This is a genomic window from Bradyrhizobium sp. CCBAU 051011 (genome assembly GCF_009930815.1).
GTDB lineage: Bacteria > Pseudomonadota > Alphaproteobacteria > Rhizobiales > Xanthobacteraceae > Bradyrhizobium.
Genome location: NZ_CP022222.1, coordinates 8,752,809 through 8,769,539 on the forward strand (window position 1 = coordinate 8,752,809; position 16,731 = coordinate 8,769,539).

Below are 16,731 nucleotides of genomic sequence, written 5' to 3' on the forward strand. Positions count from 1 at the left end.
CTTGCAAAGCCGACAGACCGGTGAACGGGCGGGGTCAAGGCCGCAGCCGCCGTAGGCGGGGGCGCGCCAGCGCCAGCCTTGAGGCCGGCCGATCACCGGGCTACTTCCAGCACAGTTGCTCTGATTTCAAGGAGGGGGCAAACGAAGATGCAAACCTCGGGCAAAACATGTCGCGAGATCGCGAAGCTATATCCACGTTATTGCGAGCGCAGCGAAGCAATCCATTGTCACCTCATGCGCGGAAAGATGGATTGCTTCGCTCCGCTCGCAATGACGGCGGAGAGGTCACGAGCCGACCGCGCCTAACCCCGCAACGCCTGCAGGCCCTTGAAAGTCAGCCGCTTCGGGTCGCGGACACCGGCCAGATAGAATTTGCGGATGAAGGCAACCGCCGCCTCGCGGTCGCAATCGGTCAGCGCCACCAGGGCATCGACGGCAATTCGCTGGGCGTCCATGGGCTTCCTCGTGCTGTCAGGTGCCGCAAGACACGCAGCGTATCGGCACGCCGGTTAATCCGGCGTTAACCGTGAGGACACTTTGGACGATTCGCATTCAGCTACGTATACGCGAAATAACGCATGCCGCGTCCGGACGCAGCCGCCAGGCGCGACTTCACGAATACTGCATTACCCCGTCGTCGACCTTGCCGTAGCGCAGGGTAACGATGTCGAGCGCGTAGTTCTGGTACAGCCGCCACGGCCGCTTGGAACCCTGCTTGGGCAGTTTGGCGATCGAGCGCTGCACATAGCCGGAGGAGAAATCGAGCGACGGCATTTCAGTGACATCGGGATCGACATTGTGCGGCATGCACTGCTTGTAGCCGTTGCGGTCCATGTAGTTGATGAGACGGCAGACATACTCGCAGGTCAGATCACATTTCAGCGTCCACGACGCATTGGTGTAGCCGAACGCCGAGGCCAGGTTCGGAATGTCCGAATACATCATGCCCTTGTAGTTCAGCGTTCGCGCGAAATCGACCGTGCGGCCGTCGACGCTGACTTCAAGGCCGCCGAGCACCTGCAGGACCAGCCCGGTCGCGGTGACGATGATGTCGGCCTCGAGTTCGCCGCCGTCCTTCAGCTTGATGCCGCTCTTCGTGAAGCTGTCGATCTCGCTGGTGACGACGGAAGCGCGCTTGTCGCGGATCGACTTGAACAGGTCACCGTCCGGCACCAGGCACAGCCGCTGCTCCCACGGATTGTAGCGCGGCGTAAAGTGCTTGCCGACATCGTATTCCGGACCCAGCGCCATCTTGACGCCGCCGAGGATCAATTGCTTGGCGCGGTCCGGCTTGCGCCGGCAGAGCTGAAAGAAATACATGCCGAACAGCACGTTGCGCCAGCGGATCATGTGATAGGCGAGCTTGGCGGAGAGATTTTTGCGCAGCTTGTTGGCGAGCGCGTCCTCCGCCGGCCGCGCCACCACATAAGTCGGCGAGCGCTGCAGCATGGTGACGTGCGAGGCGGTCTTCGCCATCTCCGGCACCAGCGTCACCGCAGTGGCGCCCGAGCCGATCACCACCACGCGCTTGCCGGCATAGTCCAAATCCTCAGGCCACTTCTGCGGATGCACGATCCGGCCTTCGAAATCCGCAGTGCCCGAAAACTCCGGCGTGTAGCCTTCCTCGTATTTGTAATAGCCCGAGCACATGAACAGGAAATTGCAGGTGAAGCGCACGGTTTCGGTCGTCCCCTCGCCCATCGTGCGTTCCGCTTCCACAGTCCAGCGCGAATCCGGCGACGACCACGACGCACGTTTGACGCGATGATGGAAACAGATCTTCTTGTCGATGCCGTTGTCGGAAGCGGTCTCGCGCACATAGTTCAAAATGCGCGGTCCGTCGGCGATCGCCTTCGGCTCGGTCCAGGGACGGAACGAATAGCCGAGCGTGTACATGTCGGAGTCGGAGCGGATGCCGGGATAGCGAAACAGATCCCAGGTGCCGCCGATGCAATCGCGTCCCTCGAGAATGACGTAGCTCTTGCCGGGACACTTCTCCTGCAAATGATAGCCCGCACCGATGCCGGACAGGCCCGCGCCGACGATGAGGACGTCGAAATGTTCTGCCGTATCGGTCATGGCGTTCTCCCTGCTCTCAGATGTAATGGTCAGCAGGCAGAAATTGCAACTCGCATTGTGAGCTTACCGCAGCGATACAGGCTGTATCGAAATTTGCTGTTGAATTTCAACCGTCGCAGGTTGTGCCGCAGGCAAGCAAAAAGCCCCGGATCGCTCCGGGGCTTGCTGGTGCTTTGGCGTTCACGTCAGGACGGCGCCTACACCGGGACGTCCTGCCTGAAATCAGTAGCGGTAGTGATCCGACTTGAACGGGCCTTCCGGCTTGACGCCGATATAGTCGGCCTGGTCTTTGCGCAGCTCGGTCAGCTTGACGCCGATCTTGGCGAGATGCAGCCGGGCGACCTTCTCGTCCAGCGTCTTCGGCAGCACGTAGACCTTCTTCTCGTACTTGCCGTCCTTGTTGTTGGCCCAGAGTTCGATCTGCGCCAGCGTCTGGTTGGTGAACGAGGCCGACATCACGAAGGACGGATGGCCCATGGCGTTGCCGAGATTCACCAGGCGGCCTTCCGAGAGCAGAATGATGCGGTGCTTGTCGGGGAATTCGATCTCGTCGACCTGCGGCTTGATGTTGGTCCACTTCAGGTTACGCAAGCCGGCGATCTGGATCTCGTTGTCGAAGTGGCCAATGTTGCAGACGATGGCGCGATCCTTCATCGCGCGCATGTGGTCGATGGTGATGATATCCTTGTTGCCGGTCGCGGTGACGAAGATGTCGGCGCGGGGCGCCGCGTCTTCCATGGTGACGACTTCATAGCCTTCCATCGCCGCCTGCAGCGCGCAGATCGGATCGACTTCGGAGACCATGACGCGGCAGCCGGCCTGGCGCAGCGAGGCGGCCGAGCCCTTGCCGACGTCGCCGAAGCCCGCGACCATCGCGGTCTTGCCGGACATCATGACGTCGGTACCGCGGCGGATGCCGTCGACCAGCGACTCGCGACAGCCATAGAGGTTGTCGAATTTCGATTTGGTGACGCTGTCGTTGACGTTGATCGCGGGGAACAGCAGCGTGCCCTTGTTCGCCATGTCGTAGAGGCGGTGCACACCCGTCGTGGTCTCTTCCGAGACGCCCTTGATGTTCTTGGCGATCTCCGCGAAGTAGCCCTTCGGCTTCTCCTTCAGCAGGCGCTTGACCAGCGCATAGAAGATTTCCTCTTCCTCGGACGTCGGCTTGTCGAGGAATGCCGTGTCGCCCTGCTCGGCGCGGTAGCCGGCATGCACCAGCATGGTGGCGTCGCCGCCGTCATCGAGGATCATGTTGGGCGTGCCGCCGCCGTGCCAGTCGAACAGCTTGGCGGTGTAGTCCCAGTATTCGGCGAGCGTCTCGCCCTTCACCGCAAACACCGGAATGCCGGCGGCGGCAATCGCAGCGGCCGCATGGTCCTGCGTCGAATAGATGTTGCACGACACCCAGCGGATGTCGGCGCCGAGGGCTGCCAGCGTTTCGATCAAGACCGCAGTCTGGATCGTCATATGCAGGGAGCCGGCGATGCGGGCACCCTTCAGCGGCTGCTTCGGACCGTATTCCTCGCGCGTCGCCATCAGGCCCGGCATTTCGGTCTCGGCCAGCGAGATTTCCTTGCGGCCGAAATCGGCGAGCGAAATGTCCTTGACGATGTAGTCGGTGAAGGCGGGCTTGGTGGGGGCGTTCATGAGAGCGTCCTGTTGTTGAACTCGTCATTCCGGGTCGCCCAAAAGAGGCGAAGCTGGAATCTCGAAATGAAGGATAAGGATTCCGGGTTCGCTCGCGGTCGCGAGCGCCCCGGAATGACGCAAAAGTCAGACCGCGCGCTTGAGCGGTTCGACGAGATCGGTCTTCTCCCAGGAGAAGCCGCCTTCATTGTCGGGCGTGCGGCCGAAATGACCGTAGGCCGAGGTACGCGCGTAGATCGGCCGGTTGAGATCGAGATGGGTGCGGATGCCGCGCGGCGTCAGATCCATCGCCTTCGCAGCAGCCTTCTCAAGCACGTCCTCCGGCACCTTTCCGGTGCCGTGGGTGTCGATATAGATCGACAGCGGCCGCGCCACGCCGATCGCGTAAGCAAGCTGCAGCGTGCAGCGGTCGGCGAGACCGGCCGCGACGATGTTCTTGGCGACGTAGCGCGCGGCATAGGCGGCCGAACGATCGACCTTGGTCGGATCCTTGCCGGAGAACGCACCGCCGCCATGCGGCGCCGCGCCGCCATAGGTGTCGACGATGATCTTGCGGCCGGTGAGGCCGGAATCACCGTCGGGACCGCCGATGTAGAACTTGCCGGTCGGATTGATGTGCCAGATGGTCTTGCCGTTGATCCATTCCTTGGGCAGCGCTTCGCGGACATAGGGCTCCACGATGTCACGAATCTGATTGGAGGAGAGGTCCTCGACCAGATGCTGGTGCGAGACAACGATCTCGCGCACGCCGACTGGTTTCCCGTTTTCGTACTGCACGGTGACCTGGCTCTTGGAGTCCGGACCGAGCACCTTCTCGCGGCCGGAATGACGCGCTTCGGAAATCAGCCGCAGGATCTTGTGGGCATAGAAGATCGGCGCCGGCATCAGATCCGGCGTCTCGTTGGTGGCGTAACCGAACATGATGCCCTGGTCGCCGGCACCCTCTTCCTTCTTCTCGCCCGGCTGCAGCGCATCGACGCCCTGCGCGATGTCGGCCGACTGCGGATGCAACAGGATCTCGATGTCGGCCTTCTCCCAATGGAAGCCTTCCTGCTCGTAGCCAATGTCCTTGATCGCCCCGCGCACCACGCTTTCGATCTGATCGTTGGTGACCGACGCCGGACCGCGGGTTTCACCGGCGATCACCACCTTGTTGGTGGTGGCGAGCGTCTCGCAGGCCGCGCGGATCTGCCACGGATCGATGCCCGCCTTCGGCCCTTCCCGGTAGAACAGATCGACGATCTCATCCGAAATACGGTCGCAGACCTTGTCGGGATGCCCCTCCGAGACCGACTCGCTGGTGAACAGGTAAGACGCGCGCATCAAGCAAACCCCTCTTTTCGCCGTACTCCGACGGTTGTTCGTGAATGTGTTCCTGAAGTGTCAGTCGCGACGACGCGAGATGACATAGGATTCGTCGTAAAACCAAAGCCCATTATGCTTGCGCAGAACCTCTCGCGTGGCATCGAGGGTTCGGCTGTTTTCAGTCATTTCCGTCAACCGGTCGTCTTCAATTTGGGCGACATACACCGCCGCATTCCACGCTGCAAAGGCCGTCGAGGTTCCGATCGAACCGGTTACCTCGTTGGGCAGCGCTTCCATATCATAACGGAAGATGGAACGGTTATCGGCGTAGGCATTAAAGTTAAGGTCGCGCCCGGCCGATCCCAGCTCGTATTTCACCGCGCGCAATAGCTCATGACGGCTCACGGCGAAAGGATTTTCTCCCGGCCACACCGACTGGATGATTTCCAGGCCCGGATCGTGGCCGTGGGAGTGAATTCCGATCAAACGGCCCCCTGCCCGAAGCGAGCGGGCCAGCGGCGCAATGATCCGCTTGGCGCGGAAATTCACAGAGGATTTGGCCCGGTACGGCTGGGACGCGATCACGAGGTCGAAATTGGCCTCGGTCCGGCCCGCCCGGGGGATGATCGAATCAAGCAGGAACCGGTGGTCCTCCCGGTACACGACCAGCGCTACCGGCCGTTCATAGATCGGCATGCCCGATTTGGGGCTGATATTGGCCCGCCAGTTCTGCTCCAGAAACGGCCCCAGTTCGGCGATCTGAGTCTCGAATTCCCCCGAAGAGGCCCCCCGCAGAGCGACCTCGTGCCAGAGCATACCCGCTGCGGCCGTGGGCGAAGCCGGCGTCAGCCAGGGCGCCTCGGCGTAATGCATGTTGGTCAGGACCACGACCGTCGCCGGGTGCTCGAACAGCCGGTCGGGCACCTTGTCGAGCGTCAGGCGGACATCCTCCAGGCTGAGCTCCTTGCCGGCGATATAGAACGGCATATGGGGAAAGCGGCCGTGCATCGAGCGCATCACTCGCGCCAGCACGGTGCCGTCGCCAACGCCGGCGTCAAATACCCGAAGCGCCGGCGGCCGCGGGTGCAGGCTGGAGAGCTCCAGCGCCACCCGCTCGGCAATCACCCGCTTTTCGCTGCAAGTATGGACGAACAGCAGGTATTTCTGCCGGTTTTCAAAAAAGCGGAAATTGCCTCTGGGATCGCGCTTCTCCGGCGGCACGTCGAGGCCGCGCGGCGGCGGCAGCGCGCCGGTGGACGCCGCGATATAGGCCTGGATGCGATCCAGCGTGTCGATGGTGATGCGTTTGCCCTCGCGCAGCCGATGCACCAGCTTGCCGTCATTGACCACCCGCCGGCCGAACGTCGTCTCCGCCATGTCGGACTGACGGCAGAACTCGGTGATCTGGCTGAGGATCTGGTCGTTTTTCATCGGGCCAGGGAGCTGAAGCATTGGGAAGCGCCGGTGGGCAGCGTTAGGTGATTCATATGTCCTACCACCATCTGCCCAACGCGTCTATGCCCGAAAACCGGAGCAGCGTCATTGGAACCTGCCGCACTTGCCAATCTACAAGACGATGAAATGATACTTTGGGGCGAGAATGCTTAGGCGATATTGCGCGGCCGCCTTGCTGCTGTTTGCAGCACAGGCCCCGGCAATTGCGGGTTATCAGGACGAAAATCCCGACCAGGTCTTTTCCACGGTCTACGAGCGGCTCGGCGCACTGCCGGTCAGGGCCGCGCGCGATCCCAACGTCTGGCTTCGGCTCGAAGAGCTCAAGCGCGAGCCATGCGACCAGAAAAGCATCGGCGATCTCGCGCTGGCGCTGGACAAGGCCGGCTACCGGCGAGAGGCGGCCAATGGGTCTACAAATTCGTCATGAACTGCGGCGCGCCGGTCACTGCCCTGCATCGATCGATCGACATCTATCTGCGGCTGACCGACTATCCGAAAGCGGTCGAAGTCGCCGACGAATTCATCCGTCGCGCGCCGTCCAATCGCGAGGCGCACTATCTGCGCGGCATAGCCCTCGAAGGTGCGGGCGACCACCAGCGGGCGCTGGTCGACTTCGCCAATGCGATCGAACTGTTCGGCTCGGACAAGAAGGGAATCTCCAGCCGCGTGTTCATGCACATGGCGGCCGCCTGGAAGTGCAGCAGATGCTGACACGCGTCCGCGCCGAAGTCGTTGCCGCGACCAAGGGCAAGCAGGTGCCGTGGTCGAACTCGTCGCTATTGGGCGAGGTCTATCTGGCGGAGAAGTGAGGGTGTGACTTCACGCCGTCATCCCGGGGCGATGCGCAGCATCGAACCCGGGATCTCGAGATTTTGGGTTCGTCGCTTCGCGACGCCCCGGAATGACAGCCTGAGTTACTTTCCCCACACCTCGTTCGCCACTTCCACCGCGAGGCTCAGCTTCGCCCACTGCTCCTCCTCGGACAGGATGTTGCCCTCTTCGGTGGAAGCAAAGCCGCATTGCGGCGAGACCGCGAGTTGCTCGAGCGGGGCGAACTTGGCAGCCTCGTCGAGGCGGCGCTTGATGTCGTCCTTCTTCTCGAGCTCGCCGAACTTCGACGTAATAACGCCGACCACCACGACCTTGTTGCCCTTCGGCAAGTACCGCAGCGGCTCGAATCCGCCGGCGCGATCGGAATCATATTCGAGGAAGTAGCCGTCGTAGTTGGTGCCGGCGAGCATGGTCTCGGCCACCGGCTCGTAGCCGCCGGAGGAAATCCAGGTCGAGCGGAAATTGCCTCGGCAGACATGCGTGGTCACCACCATGTCGGCCGGCCGATCGGCCAGCGCGTAGTTGATGACGCGCGCGTAGATTTCCTGCAGGCCGTCGGGATTGTCGCCGCGATCGCGCGCCTTCTGCAGCTCATCCTGCGAGCACAGATAGGCCCAAACGGTGTCGTCGAATTGCAGGTAGCGGCAGCCGGCGTCGTAGAACGCCTTCACCGCCTTGCGGTAGGTCTTGCCGAGATCGAGGAAGAATTCCTCGAGGTCAGGGTAGACCTCCTTCGAGATCGACTTGCGGCCGCCACGGAAATGCAACACGGCCGGCGACGGGATCGTCATCTTCGGCGTGACGTGGGCCGTGTCGGCATGCTTCTTCAGGAAGCGGAAGTGATCCAGCATCGGATGGTTGTCGGGAAAATCGAGCTTGCCGATGACGCGGACGGCGTCATGGCGGGTCTCGACGCCTGCGAACTGAATGCCGGTTTCGGGATGGAAGAGCTCGCAGCCGGTGAGCTTGGCGAGAAAATCGAAATGCCACCAGGAGCGGCGGAATTCGCCGTCGGTCGCGAGCTTCAGGCCGATCGAGGCCTGCCGGTGTACGACCTTCTCGATCTCGAGGTCTTCGGCCTTGCGTAGATCCTCGGCCGTGATCTCGCCCTTCTCCAGCTTGGCGCGCGCTTCCTTGATGCGCGGCGGCCGCAACAGACTGCCGACCTCGTCGGCGCGGAACGGGGGCTTGGTTCTCTGCATGGTCTCAACTCCCATCAATCTTGTGCGCGGCAATCTAGTGCGCGGCGGCGCCGGCAACGCCGAGATAGCGTTCGAGCACCGCGGGATCGGCCTTCAACGCGTGGCTTGCCGCATCATGCACGATTGCGCCACGTTCCAATATCACAACCCGATCGGCCAGCCCCAGAATCTTTTGCGCGTTCTGCTCGACGATGATCGAGCAGATGCCGCCAGCACGGGTGATGGTGCCGAGCGCCTTTAACAATTCCTCAACGATGATCGGCGCCAGCCCCTCGGTCGGCTCGTCCAGCAACAGCACTTTTGGATTGAGGGTCAGCGCGCGGCCGATCGCCAGCATCTGCTGCTCGCCTCCGGATAGCTGGTTGCCGAAATTGCTGCGGCGTTCCTTCAGCCGCGGAAACATCTCGTAGACCTTTTCGACAGTCCACGGACCGGGCTGGGCCACCGCGGTCATGTTTTCCTCGACCGTCAGCGAACGGAAGATGTTGCGCTCCTGCGGCACCCAGCCGATCCCGGCCCGCGCCCGCTGGTCCGGGCGCATCGCCGTGATGTCCAGCCCGCCGAGCGCAATCGCGCCGCCGAAACGGCGGGTGATGCCGACGATCGAATTGATCAGCGTGGTCTTGCCGGTGCCGTTGCGTCCCAAGAGTGCCAATACCTGGCCTTCGCCGAGCGTCAGCGACATCGAAGGCAGCACCACCGCTTCGCCGTAGCCGGCGCGCAAGGCATCGATGGCGAGAAGATCAGACATCGGCAGCCTCGCCGAGATAGACCGCCTTCACTTGCGGATCCCGCGCCACCTCGTCCGGCGGACCCTCCACCAGCATGGCGCCGTTGACCAGCACCGAGATGCGGTCGGCGAACGAGAATACGAGGTCCATGTCATGCTCGATCAGCAGCACCGTGACGTCACGTGGCAGCGCCGCAACGGCGGCCAGAATGTCATGGCGCTCGCTCTCGGGCACGCCGGCGGCAGGCTCGTCGAGCAGCAACACGCGGGGCCTGGTCGCGATCGCGACCGCGATCTCGAGCAGGCGCTGCTTGCCGTAAGGCAGTGTCGACGTGGGCTCGTTCATCACGTCGAGCAGATGAAAGCGCCCGAGCGTTTCGGCGACCTCCCGGTTGACGTCGTTGCGCGTGCCCATCCGCCGCCACCAGTCGCCGCCGCGGCCGAGCCGTTCGGAGACAGCGAGTCCGATCGTTTCGAGCGGGGTCAGGTCGGCATAGAGCTGGTTGATCTGGAAGGTGCGCGACAGCCCGCGCAGCACCCGCTTGTGAACCGCAAGGTTGGTGATGTCATTGCCCTCGAGCAGGATTTGTCCGGCATTGGGCTTGAGCACGCCGGTCAGCAGGTTGATGACGGTGGTCTTGCCGGCGCCGTTCGGCCCGATCAGGGCATGGCGGGCGCCCTGCTCCACTTTCAACGACAGATCACGGGTGACCCGCAGGCCGCCGAAGGATTTTTCCAGCCCTCTGGTTTCCAGCACGATGGTCATGGCGCATCGCTTTCGGGAACGGCGACGACGGCCTTGCGTCCGAACACCTGACGAATGACGAGATTCGGCCCCCAAAGCACCCAGCGATGGATGCGCTCGCGGCCGATCAGCACCATCACCACCAGCACGAGCCCGATCCAGAACAGCCAGTATTGTGGCGTGATGGTCTGAAACAGTTCCTGCAGCATCTTGAAGACAACAGCACCGATCAGCCCGCCGTAGAGATATCCGGTACCGCCGATCACGAGCACCAGCATCAGATCGGCCGAGCGCTCAAAGGCGAACACATCGAGCGAGGCCAGCGCCGTGGTCTGTGTGAACAACGCCCCGGCGATGCCGGCGTAGAACGCCGCGACCGTATAGATCGCGATCAGGCGGCGGTTGACAGGCACGCCGATCGCGGACGCCCGCAACGGATTGTTCTTGATGGCGCGCAGCGACAGGCCGAACGGCGAATTCACGATCCGCCGCGCCAGCAGAAACAGCAGGAACAGCACGATCAGCGAATAGAAGAAGCCGGTCTTTCCGAACATATCGAACGCAAACATGCCGAGGATCGGCTGCATCTCGATGCCCTGCAGCCCGTCGGTGCCGCCGGTGATGTTGGAAAAGCGTTCCGCCAGCGCCTCAAGCAGCAGCGCGATGCCGAGCGTCACCATCAGCCGGGTCAGATCGACGCCGCGGATGACGAGAAAGCTGGTGAGGAAGCCAAGCACCATGGCGACCAGCCCTGCCACCACCAGCGCGATGACAGGCTCGTTGATGATCCCGTGCAGCGCCAACAGCCCGGCGGAATAGGCGCCAACGCCGAAGAAGGCCGCATGCCCCAGCGAAACGATGCCCGCGTAACCGAGGATCAGATCGAGCGACAGCGTGAACAGCGCCAGTCTCAAGATGTCGGTCATGATCAGATAGCGCGATGGGAACAGGAACGCGCAGGACAGCGCCAGGACCCAGAATACGATCTCGGCCGGCCGCCAGCGGGCACGGGCGATGGCATGGGAAGAGACGTCGGAAACTGCGGTCATCGCGGGCTCATCGCGCGGCGGCGCGGCCGAACAGACCGTTCGGGCGCCAGATCAGGATCACGATCATGATGGTGTAGATGACGAACGGCCCCATCTTCGGCACGTAATATTTACCGGCGACGTCGCCGATGCCGAGCAACAGCGAAGCGAGAAATGGCCCGGTGATGCTGGAGGATCCGCCGACGGTGACTACGATCAAAAAGTAGATCATGAACTTCAGCGGGAAATACGGATCGAGCCCGAGAATCTCGGCGCTCAGCGCGCCGCCCAGCCCTGCAAGACCGCAGCCGAAGGCAAAGGTGAAGGCGAAGACCTGCGGAACGTTGATGCCAAGGCCGCTTGCCGCGCGGGGATCGTCGACCGCCGCGCGCAGGCGGCTGCCAAAGCGGGTTTTCGCCAGGATCAATTGCAGGGCAACCGTGAGCAGGCCGCAGATCACGATGATCATCAGCCGGTAGCGGCCGATGCCGACACCGAAAAAGTCGAACTGCCCTTCGAGCGCCGCCGGCAGCTTGATGAAGATCCGCGACGATCCCATGATGTAGTCGACCGCCGCGACCGACATGAAGGTCAGCCCGATCGTGAACAGCACCTGGTCGAGATGGCTGCGGGTGTAGAGATGGCGGTAAAGCGTGCGCTCCAGCGCCACGCCGATCGCCGCGGCCGAAACAAACGCCAGCGGCAGCGCCGAAAAGAACGGCCAGCCCTGGTTGTTGACCAGCACCGCGCAGATATAGCCGCCCGCCATGGCGAAGGCGCCATGGGCGAGATTCACAAAGTTCATCAGGCCGAGCGTCACCGCCAGCCCGCAGGCCAGCACGAACAGCAGCATGCCGTAGGCGACACCGTCGAACAGGATGGTGAACAGCGTGGTCATATAAAAAGCTTGGCCAAGGTCTGAAGCGAAACTGAAACTATGGCGTCATGGCCGGGCTTGTCCCGGCCATCCACGTCTTCCTTGCGACTTGCCGCGGAAGAAAGTCGTGGATGCCCGGGACAAGCCCGGGCATGACGTGGAGGGTGCAGTGCATGCGCCCCGGGATGACGGTTTCGCCGTCACTTCTTCGTCTTGCCGGAATCCTTCACGGCCTCGAAGGTTGCGAATTCGACGTTATAGAGTTCGCCGTCGACCTTCTCGACCTTGCGGATGTAGATGTTCTGGACGATGTCGCGGGTTTCCGGATCGATCGAGATCGGGCCGCGCGGGCTCTCCCACTTTGCGCCCTTCATCGCTTCGATCAGCGCATCGCCGTCGGTCTTGCCGCCGGTCTTCTTCAGCGCCTCATAGATCAGGCGGATGCCGTCATAGCCGCCGACCGCCATGAAGCCGGGGCGCTGGCCGAACGCCTTCTTGTAGGCGGCGACGAATTCCTTATTGGCAGCCGAGGGATGCGCCGCGGAGTAAAGATGCGCGGTCACCGTGCCGAGCGCCGCGTCGCCCATGCCGTTGAGCAAATCGTCGTCCATCACGTCGCCGGGGCCGATCACCTTGATGCCGGACTTGTCGAGCCCGCGCTCGGCATATTGCTTCATGAAGTTGCCGCCCTGTCCTGCCGGCACGAACACGAATACGGCGTCGGGCTTGGAGTCCTTCATGCGTTGCAAGAACGGAGCAAAATCAGGGTTCTGCAGCGGTACCTTCACCTCTTCCACGATCTCGCCGCCCCCGGCGGTGAAGTTCTGCTTGAAGAAGTTCAAGGCATCATTGCCCGGCGCATAGTCGGAGGTCAGCGTTGCGACCTTCTTGATGCCGTTCTTCGCGGCCCAGTCGCCGATGATGGTGGACGACTGCGCCAGCGTGAACGAGGTGCGCACGATGTAGGGCGAACGCTCGGTGATGATCGAGGTGCCCGCCGCCATCACGATTTCCGGGATCTTGGCCTGCGTTGCCAGCGGCGCCGCCGCGAGTGCCGCCGGCGTCACGCCGAAGCCAGCAATGAAATTGACTTTGTCGTTGACGATCAATTCCTGCGCCAGGCGCTTGGTGTTGTCGGGAACTGCCGCGTCGTCCTTGAGGATGACCTCGATCTTCTTGCCGGCGACGGTATCGCCGTTCTGCTGCATGTAGAGCTTGACCGCGTTGTCGATCTGTTTGCCGGTCGACGCCTGGCCGCCGGTCATCGGCAGGATCAGGCCGATCTTGACGGTCTCCTGTGCCTGCGCCGGCGCAAGCGCCAGCATCGCGGCGACCGAGCCTGCGGCCAGCAATAGTTGACTGCGAATAGACATGAGCATCCCTCCCCCTGATCGGCCTTTTGTCCTCGAACCGAGTCCCCGGCCCTTGATCTCACCATAACCCAGATTTTTCCGCCGGGTAGCGCGGCAACATGGCGTCCCCGGGCATCACGTTGTCAATCGGACGATGGGCGTGCCCCGCGACGACGCGCGTCGCTTGCGCCCATCTATTGGGTATCTAAATACTATCGAAACATCAGGGCCGTCGGGAAAGGGCGACCCATTTGTACGATTGTACAAATGAAATGGTGCTGTCAACAAATATGCGTGGCGGCAAAGTTCCTTGGATGGAGCGCCCTAAATCCATCACCCTTAACCGCCAAAGGCGTAATCTACTGCCGATGCCGACCAGCGCGCGCCATATTGCCACGATCGCAGCCGTTGCCCTCACGGGCTGCGGCCTGAGCGGCTGCGGGACCATCAACGAGAAACTCGCCGCCGGCGTCAGCGACGCCATTCCGGCCGCGATCGGCGGACTGCCGGCGGATGCGCCGCCGCGCCCGGGCACCGCAAAGTACGACGAGTACATGCGCGAGCGCGAGCGGAAGCGCCTGCTGCCGGCTTCCGAACGCGACAAGGAAGAAAAGCCTGTGGCCGCGCAGGATGCGGCGCGCTAATTAGAGCCCGATCAGTGATCAGGCTCTAGATTCCTTTTTTGATGCGTTTTCTTGACGCGAACCGGTACCCACTTCGCTCGAAAACGCTACGTCAATCCATGAACACGACGGTCTTGCGGCCGTTGAGGATCACGCGATCCTCCAGGTGATGGCGCATGGCGCGCGCCAGCACGCGGCGTTCAATGTCGCGGCCCTTGCGCGAGAGATCTTCGGGTGTGTCGCGGTGGCTGATGCGCTCGACGTCCTGGTCGATGATCGGGCCTTCGTCGAGGTCGCGCGTGACGTAATGCGCGGTGGCGCCGATCAGCTTGACGCCGCGCTCATGGGCCTGGTGATAGGGCCGCGCGCCCTTGAAGCCCGGCAGGAATGAGTGGTGGATGTTGATGCAGCGCCCCGATAGTCTGGCTGACATCTCGTCCGACAGGATTTGCATGTAGCGCGCCAGCACGACGAGATCGGTATTTGTGTCCTGCACGAATTTCCACACCGCCTCTTCCTGCTCGCGCTTGGTTTCCTTTGTCACCGGCATGTAGTGGAACGGAATGTCGCCGAAATCGAGCGAGCCGTAGGTCTCGCGCGGATGGTTGGAAACGATCGCGGTCGGGATCATCTCAAGCTCGCCGGTGCGCCAGCGATAGAGAATATCGACCAGGCAATGGTCCGATTTGGAGACCAGCAGCATCACCCGGCGGCGGTTGGCGCGGTCGCGCATCTGCCAGTCCATGCCGAAGCGCTCGGCGATCGCGGCAAAGCCGGTCTGCAGCGCCTGCAGTTCGACGGCTAGGTCGGCGGCGGTGAACACCACCCGCATGAAGAATTTCCCGGTCTCGACGTCGTCGAACTGCTGGGCGTCCAGGATGTTCTGCCCGTTATGGGCGAGAAAGGTCGACACCGCGGACACGATTCCGGGGCGATCCGGGCACGACAGGGTCAGGACGAATTGATGATCGGGCATGGCGGAGTTGATTACAATTCAGGCAGAAAGGTGAAATTTCGGATTTGCGCCCTGCTCTATCACCACAGACGCGCTTGCGCCAATCCGGAAACCGGAGGAAGGATGAACAAAGCACGCAGTATCTGCGTTGGAGCGAGATCATGGCTGACAGATTGAACGGCTACCGCATCCTGATCCTGGAAACGCGCGAGGAGGCGCAGTTTTCCCGCCTGCTCACCGAGCAGGGCGCCGACGTGCTGCAATGTCCGATGTTCACCATCCACGACGCGCCGGACCCGGCGCCGGTCGAGGCCTGGATCAGGCGGGCCATCGAAAAGCCACTCGACGATTTGGTGCTGATGACCGGCGAAGGCCTGCGCCGGCTGATGAAGGTCGTGCGGCGCATCGATGCCGAACAGGCGTTCGTCGCCTCGCTCGGCAAGGCGCGCAAATTCGCCCGCGGGCCCAAGCCGGGCAAGGCGCTGCGCGAAATCGGGCTGGAGCCGGAGATGACGACGGAGAAGCCGACCTCCGAAGGCGTCGCCGAGATGCTGTCGCGGCTTGATCTCCGCGGCCACCGCCTCGGCCTGCAGCTCTACCCCGATAAGGATCACAGCGTCCTGATCGGCGAGATCAAGGCGCAAGGAGCTGAAGTCGATACCGTGCTACCCTATGCCTATGATGCGCAGGCCGCGGATGCCAACATCATCGCGGCGATCGACGAGATGGCGGAAGGCCGCGTCGATGCGATCGCGCTGACCAATCTCGGCCAGATCCGCCGCCTGATGGAAGTCGCACGGGCAAAAGGTTGCGAGGACCGGTTACGCGATGGGCTCGATCGCACCCCGATCGCTTCCGTCGGACCGGCGGTATCGGATGAACTCAAGTCTCACGGCCTGCGCACCGACATCTATCCGGCCGAGGATGCCTTCTTCATGCGGCCGCTGATCTCGGCGATGGCCGCGGCGCTCGGCAAGAACCCGCCGCGCGCGGCAGCGCGAGGCTGACACGCACCGGCAGCGTCATACGTCGGCAATTCCAGCGGCCCTGGACCACCAGCAAGATACGCATCAGCGACATACGTATCTGCCGTTCACAAGCACGCGCACACAGGCTGTGCCTGCTGCCGCCGCACCGACGGCCGCACCGCCAACGACCGCGCGTCTTGTCGTACGACGGGCGACACCCGCGACGCTCATTGGCGTTGCCGGTCGTCCTACTCTGGCCTCAGCGCTTTGAACGGATAACGCAAGACCGTTGTCCCGCGACCACTCGATCGTTCCGAAGATGCCGCAGCCCAGCGTGGCTGCCACAAGCAGGATAAATTTTGGACGAGCTAATTTCATTGGGTTTTTCCTCCCGAGTTGAGTTCTCGTGTCCGCGCGCCCCGCTCCTGGGCTACACTTGCTGCGCAGGCGGCTCAGAGCTTGACGTAGATCAACGCCGCCGCAGCGGCGGAAAGTCCCCATCAGGCGAGATCAGACGCATCGTGGCGCTGCCGGCAATCGGGGTTCGTGATTTTGGGTTGCCCGCTCCTGGCGTCTGACACCAACCACGCCTGATCTCTCACTCAGGCGCGGTTGACGACGTGCATGGGTGGAAGATGCGGCCTACCTGGTATGTGACCTATGAAGTGCATAAGCGCGGCGTGCTCCCGAAACGGCGAAGCCCTCGCCTCACCACGACCTTCGAGACGGAAGCGGAAGCCAAGGACTTCGCCCGTGCCAGGCTGCATGAGGGATTGATTGTCTTTGCCGGCACAATCAATCCTCACGTTCCACGGCAGCTTGTGTCCTCGCACGACATTGCAGCCTGGTTGGCCGACGAGCAGGAGGAGTAGGCCGCCGCTTCCCCATGCGCGGGCGGTCTGACTCGGTCTTATCCAGTGTTGCATCAGCC

General features: G+C 62.5%; 18 protein-coding genes and 1 pseudogene. 6 read left to right on the forward strand and 13 right to left on the reverse strand.

All coding sequences use genetic code 11. The features are described 5' to 3' along the window. Nucleotides 1-302: 302 nt before the first annotated feature. The 5 genes from ACH79_RS43490 to ACH79_RS41190 all read right to left on the reverse strand — a co-directional run bounded on the left by ACH79_RS43490 (nucleotide 303) and on the right by ACH79_RS41190 (nucleotide 6,465). Complete coding sequence (locus tag ACH79_RS43490; protein WP_202639137.1) at nucleotides 303-455, reverse strand: hypothetical protein; 153 nt, start codon at nucleotides 453-455, stop codon at nucleotides 303-305. A gap of 157 nt (nucleotides 456-612) precedes the next feature. Next, nucleotides 613-2,079 carry an NAD(P)/FAD-dependent oxidoreductase gene (locus ACH79_RS41175; RefSeq protein ID WP_161855860.1) on the reverse strand — a complete coding sequence of 489 codons (1,467 nt, stop codon included), beginning with the start codon at nucleotides 2,077-2,079 and terminating at the stop codon, nucleotides 613-615. A 222-nt stretch (nucleotides 2,080-2,301) separates the two neighbouring features. Beyond that, entirely contained in the window at nucleotides 2,302-3,729 is a 1,428-nt protein-coding gene (gene ahcY / locus ACH79_RS41180; protein WP_161855861.1) for an adenosylhomocysteinase, read from the reverse strand. A gap of 126 nt (nucleotides 3,730-3,855) precedes the next feature. Then, nucleotides 3,856-5,052: a methionine adenosyltransferase gene (gene metK / locus ACH79_RS41185; protein ID WP_161855862.1), complete on the reverse strand. Its 1,197-nt coding sequence runs from the start codon at nucleotides 5,050-5,052 to the stop codon at nucleotides 3,856-3,858. Nucleotides 5,053-5,112: 60 nt separating this feature from the next. Then, entirely contained in the window at nucleotides 5,113-6,465 is a 1,353-nt protein-coding gene (locus tag ACH79_RS41190; RefSeq protein ID WP_161856828.1) for a hypothetical protein, read from the reverse strand. Nucleotides 6,466-6,634: 169 nt separating this feature from the next. Between ACH79_RS41190 and ACH79_RS44675 the strand changes: the two genes are divergently transcribed. From ACH79_RS44675 to ACH79_RS45395, 3 genes and pseudogenes are all read left to right on the forward strand, one after another. Then, the gene (locus tag ACH79_RS44675) at nucleotides 6,635-6,916 is read left to right on the forward strand and encodes a hypothetical protein (RefSeq protein ID WP_246738335.1); all 282 of its coding nucleotides are present in this window, start codon (nucleotides 6,635-6,637) and stop codon (nucleotides 6,914-6,916) included. After that, a complete protein-coding gene (locus tag ACH79_RS44680) occupies nucleotides 6,913-7,200 on the forward strand; it encodes a tetratricopeptide repeat protein (protein WP_246738336.1) in 288 nt (95 codons plus the stop codon). The genes ACH79_RS44675 and ACH79_RS44680 overlap by 4 nt, the downstream gene beginning before the upstream one ends. Beyond that, nucleotides 7,179-7,298 (forward strand): annotated as a pseudogene (locus ACH79_RS45395) (caspase family protein); the annotation flags it as partial. The gene ACH79_RS44680 and the pseudogene ACH79_RS45395, both read left to right, overlap by 22 nt. Nucleotides 7,299-7,403: 105 nt before the next feature. On the opposite strand, the gene ACH79_RS41205 reads toward ACH79_RS45395, so the two are convergent. From ACH79_RS41205 to ACH79_RS41230, 6 genes are all read right to left on the reverse strand, one after another. Continuing rightward, on the reverse strand, nucleotides 7,404-8,522 hold the full coding sequence (locus ACH79_RS41205; RefSeq protein ID WP_161855863.1) for a cobalamin-independent methionine synthase II family protein: 1,119 nt from the start codon (nucleotides 8,520-8,522) through the stop codon (nucleotides 7,404-7,406). A gap of 34 nt (nucleotides 8,523-8,556) precedes the next feature. Further along, nucleotides 8,557-9,273 (reverse strand): ABC transporter ATP-binding protein, encoded by a 717-nt coding sequence (locus ACH79_RS41210; protein ID WP_161855864.1) that lies wholly within the window; start codon nucleotides 9,271-9,273, stop codon nucleotides 8,557-8,559. Further along, the gene (locus tag ACH79_RS41215) at nucleotides 9,266-10,018 is read right to left on the reverse strand and encodes an ABC transporter ATP-binding protein (RefSeq protein ID WP_161855865.1); all 753 of its coding nucleotides are present in this window, start codon (nucleotides 10,016-10,018) and stop codon (nucleotides 9,266-9,268) included. The genes ACH79_RS41210 and ACH79_RS41215 overlap by 8 nt, the downstream gene beginning before the upstream one ends. Beyond that, complete coding sequence (locus tag ACH79_RS41220; protein ID WP_161855866.1) at nucleotides 10,015-11,046, reverse strand: branched-chain amino acid ABC transporter permease; 1,032 nt, start codon at nucleotides 11,044-11,046, stop codon at nucleotides 10,015-10,017. The genes ACH79_RS41215 and ACH79_RS41220 overlap by 4 nt, the downstream gene beginning before the upstream one ends. A gap of 7 nt (nucleotides 11,047-11,053) precedes the next feature. After that, nucleotides 11,054-11,923, reverse strand: a complete 870-nt coding sequence (locus ACH79_RS41225) for a branched-chain amino acid ABC transporter permease (RefSeq protein ID WP_057835590.1) — start codon at nucleotides 11,921-11,923, stop codon at nucleotides 11,054-11,056. 179 nt (nucleotides 11,924-12,102) lie between these two features. Further along, a complete protein-coding gene (locus ACH79_RS41230; protein ID WP_161855867.1) occupies nucleotides 12,103-13,275 on the reverse strand; it encodes an ABC transporter substrate-binding protein in 1,173 nt (390 codons plus the stop codon). Between the two features lie 347 nt (nucleotides 13,276-13,622). Between ACH79_RS41230 and ACH79_RS41235 the strand changes: the two genes are divergently transcribed. After that, the gene (locus tag ACH79_RS41235; RefSeq protein ID WP_161855868.1) at nucleotides 13,623-13,898 is read left to right on the forward strand and encodes a hypothetical protein; all 276 of its coding nucleotides are present in this window, start codon (nucleotides 13,623-13,625) and stop codon (nucleotides 13,896-13,898) included. Between the two features lie 91 nt (nucleotides 13,899-13,989). On the opposite strand, the gene purU is transcribed toward ACH79_RS41235, so the two are convergent. Further along, entirely contained in the window at nucleotides 13,990-14,853 is an 864-nt protein-coding gene (purU, locus tag ACH79_RS41240) for a formyltetrahydrofolate deformylase (RefSeq protein WP_161855869.1), read from the reverse strand. Nucleotides 14,854-14,993: 140 nt separating this feature from the next. Here purU and ACH79_RS41245 point away from each other — a divergent pair, with 140 nt between their 5' ends. Further along, complete coding sequence (locus ACH79_RS41245) at nucleotides 14,994-15,839, forward strand: uroporphyrinogen-III synthase (RefSeq protein ID WP_161855870.1); 846 nt, start codon at nucleotides 14,994-14,996, stop codon at nucleotides 15,837-15,839. A 63-nt stretch (nucleotides 15,840-15,902) separates the two neighbouring features. Here ACH79_RS41245 and ACH79_RS44685 read toward each other — a convergent pair whose 3' ends face one another. Further along, on the reverse strand, nucleotides 15,903-16,178 hold the full coding sequence (locus tag ACH79_RS44685; RefSeq protein WP_246738337.1) for a hypothetical protein: 276 nt from the start codon (nucleotides 16,176-16,178) through the stop codon (nucleotides 15,903-15,905). A gap of 257 nt (nucleotides 16,179-16,435) precedes the next feature. Between ACH79_RS44685 and ACH79_RS41250 the strand changes: the two genes are divergently transcribed. Further along, entirely contained in the window at nucleotides 16,436-16,672 is a 237-nt protein-coding gene (locus tag ACH79_RS41250; RefSeq protein WP_161855871.1) for a hypothetical protein, read from the forward strand. Nucleotides 16,673-16,731 lie beyond the last annotated feature (59 nt).

Excerpts from the sequence above, each read along its gene's own strand:
- ACH79_RS43490 (WP_202639137.1), bottom strand. The coding sequence starts at position 455 with ATGGACGCCCAGCGAATTGCCGTCGATGCCCTGGTGGCGCTGACCGAT.
- ACH79_RS41175 (WP_161855860.1), bottom strand. The coding sequence starts at position 2,079 with ATGACCGATACGGCAGAACATTTCGACGTCCTCATCGTCGGCGCGGGC.
- ahcY (WP_161855861.1), bottom strand. The coding sequence starts at position 3,729 with ATGAACGCCCCCACCAAGCCCGCCTTCACCGACTACATCGTCAAGGAC.
- metK (WP_161855862.1), bottom strand. The coding sequence starts at position 5,052 with ATGCGCGCGTCTTACCTGTTCACCAGCGAGTCGGTCTCGGAGGGGCAT.
- ACH79_RS41190 (WP_161856828.1), bottom strand. The coding sequence starts at position 6,465 with ATGAAAAACGACCAGATCCTCAGCCAGATCACCGAGTTCTGCCGTCAG.
- ACH79_RS44675 (WP_246738335.1), top strand. The coding sequence starts at position 6,635 with ATGCTTAGGCGATATTGCGCGGCCGCCTTGCTGCTGTTTGCAGCACAG.
- ACH79_RS44680 (WP_246738336.1), top strand. The coding sequence starts at position 6,913 with ATGAACTGCGGCGCGCCGGTCACTGCCCTGCATCGATCGATCGACATC.
- ACH79_RS41205 (WP_161855863.1), bottom strand. The coding sequence starts at position 8,522 with ATGCAGAGAACCAAGCCCCCGTTCCGCGCCGACGAGGTCGGCAGTCTG.
- ACH79_RS41210 (WP_161855864.1), bottom strand. The coding sequence starts at position 9,273 with ATGTCTGATCTTCTCGCCATCGATGCCTTGCGCGCCGGCTACGGCGAA.
- ACH79_RS41215 (WP_161855865.1), bottom strand. The coding sequence starts at position 10,018 with ATGACCATCGTGCTGGAAACCAGAGGGCTGGAAAAATCCTTCGGCGGC.
- ACH79_RS41220 (WP_161855866.1), bottom strand. The coding sequence starts at position 11,046 with ATGACCGCAGTTTCCGACGTCTCTTCCCATGCCATCGCCCGTGCCCGC.
- ACH79_RS41225 (WP_057835590.1), bottom strand. The coding sequence starts at position 11,923 with ATGACCACGCTGTTCACCATCCTGTTCGACGGTGTCGCCTACGGCATG.
- ACH79_RS41230 (WP_161855867.1), bottom strand. The coding sequence starts at position 13,275 with ATGTCTATTCGCAGTCAACTATTGCTGGCCGCAGGCTCGGTCGCCGCG.
- ACH79_RS41235 (WP_161855868.1), top strand. The coding sequence starts at position 13,623 with ATGCCGACCAGCGCGCGCCATATTGCCACGATCGCAGCCGTTGCCCTC.
- purU (WP_161855869.1), bottom strand. The coding sequence starts at position 14,853 with ATGCCCGATCATCAATTCGTCCTGACCCTGTCGTGCCCGGATCGCCCC.
- ACH79_RS41245 (WP_161855870.1), top strand. The coding sequence starts at position 14,994 with ATGGCTGACAGATTGAACGGCTACCGCATCCTGATCCTGGAAACGCGC.
- ACH79_RS44685 (WP_246738337.1), bottom strand. The coding sequence starts at position 16,178 with ATGAAATTAGCTCGTCCAAAATTTATCCTGCTTGTGGCAGCCACGCTG.
- ACH79_RS41250 (WP_161855871.1), top strand. The coding sequence starts at position 16,436 with ATGCGGCCTACCTGGTATGTGACCTATGAAGTGCATAAGCGCGGCGTG.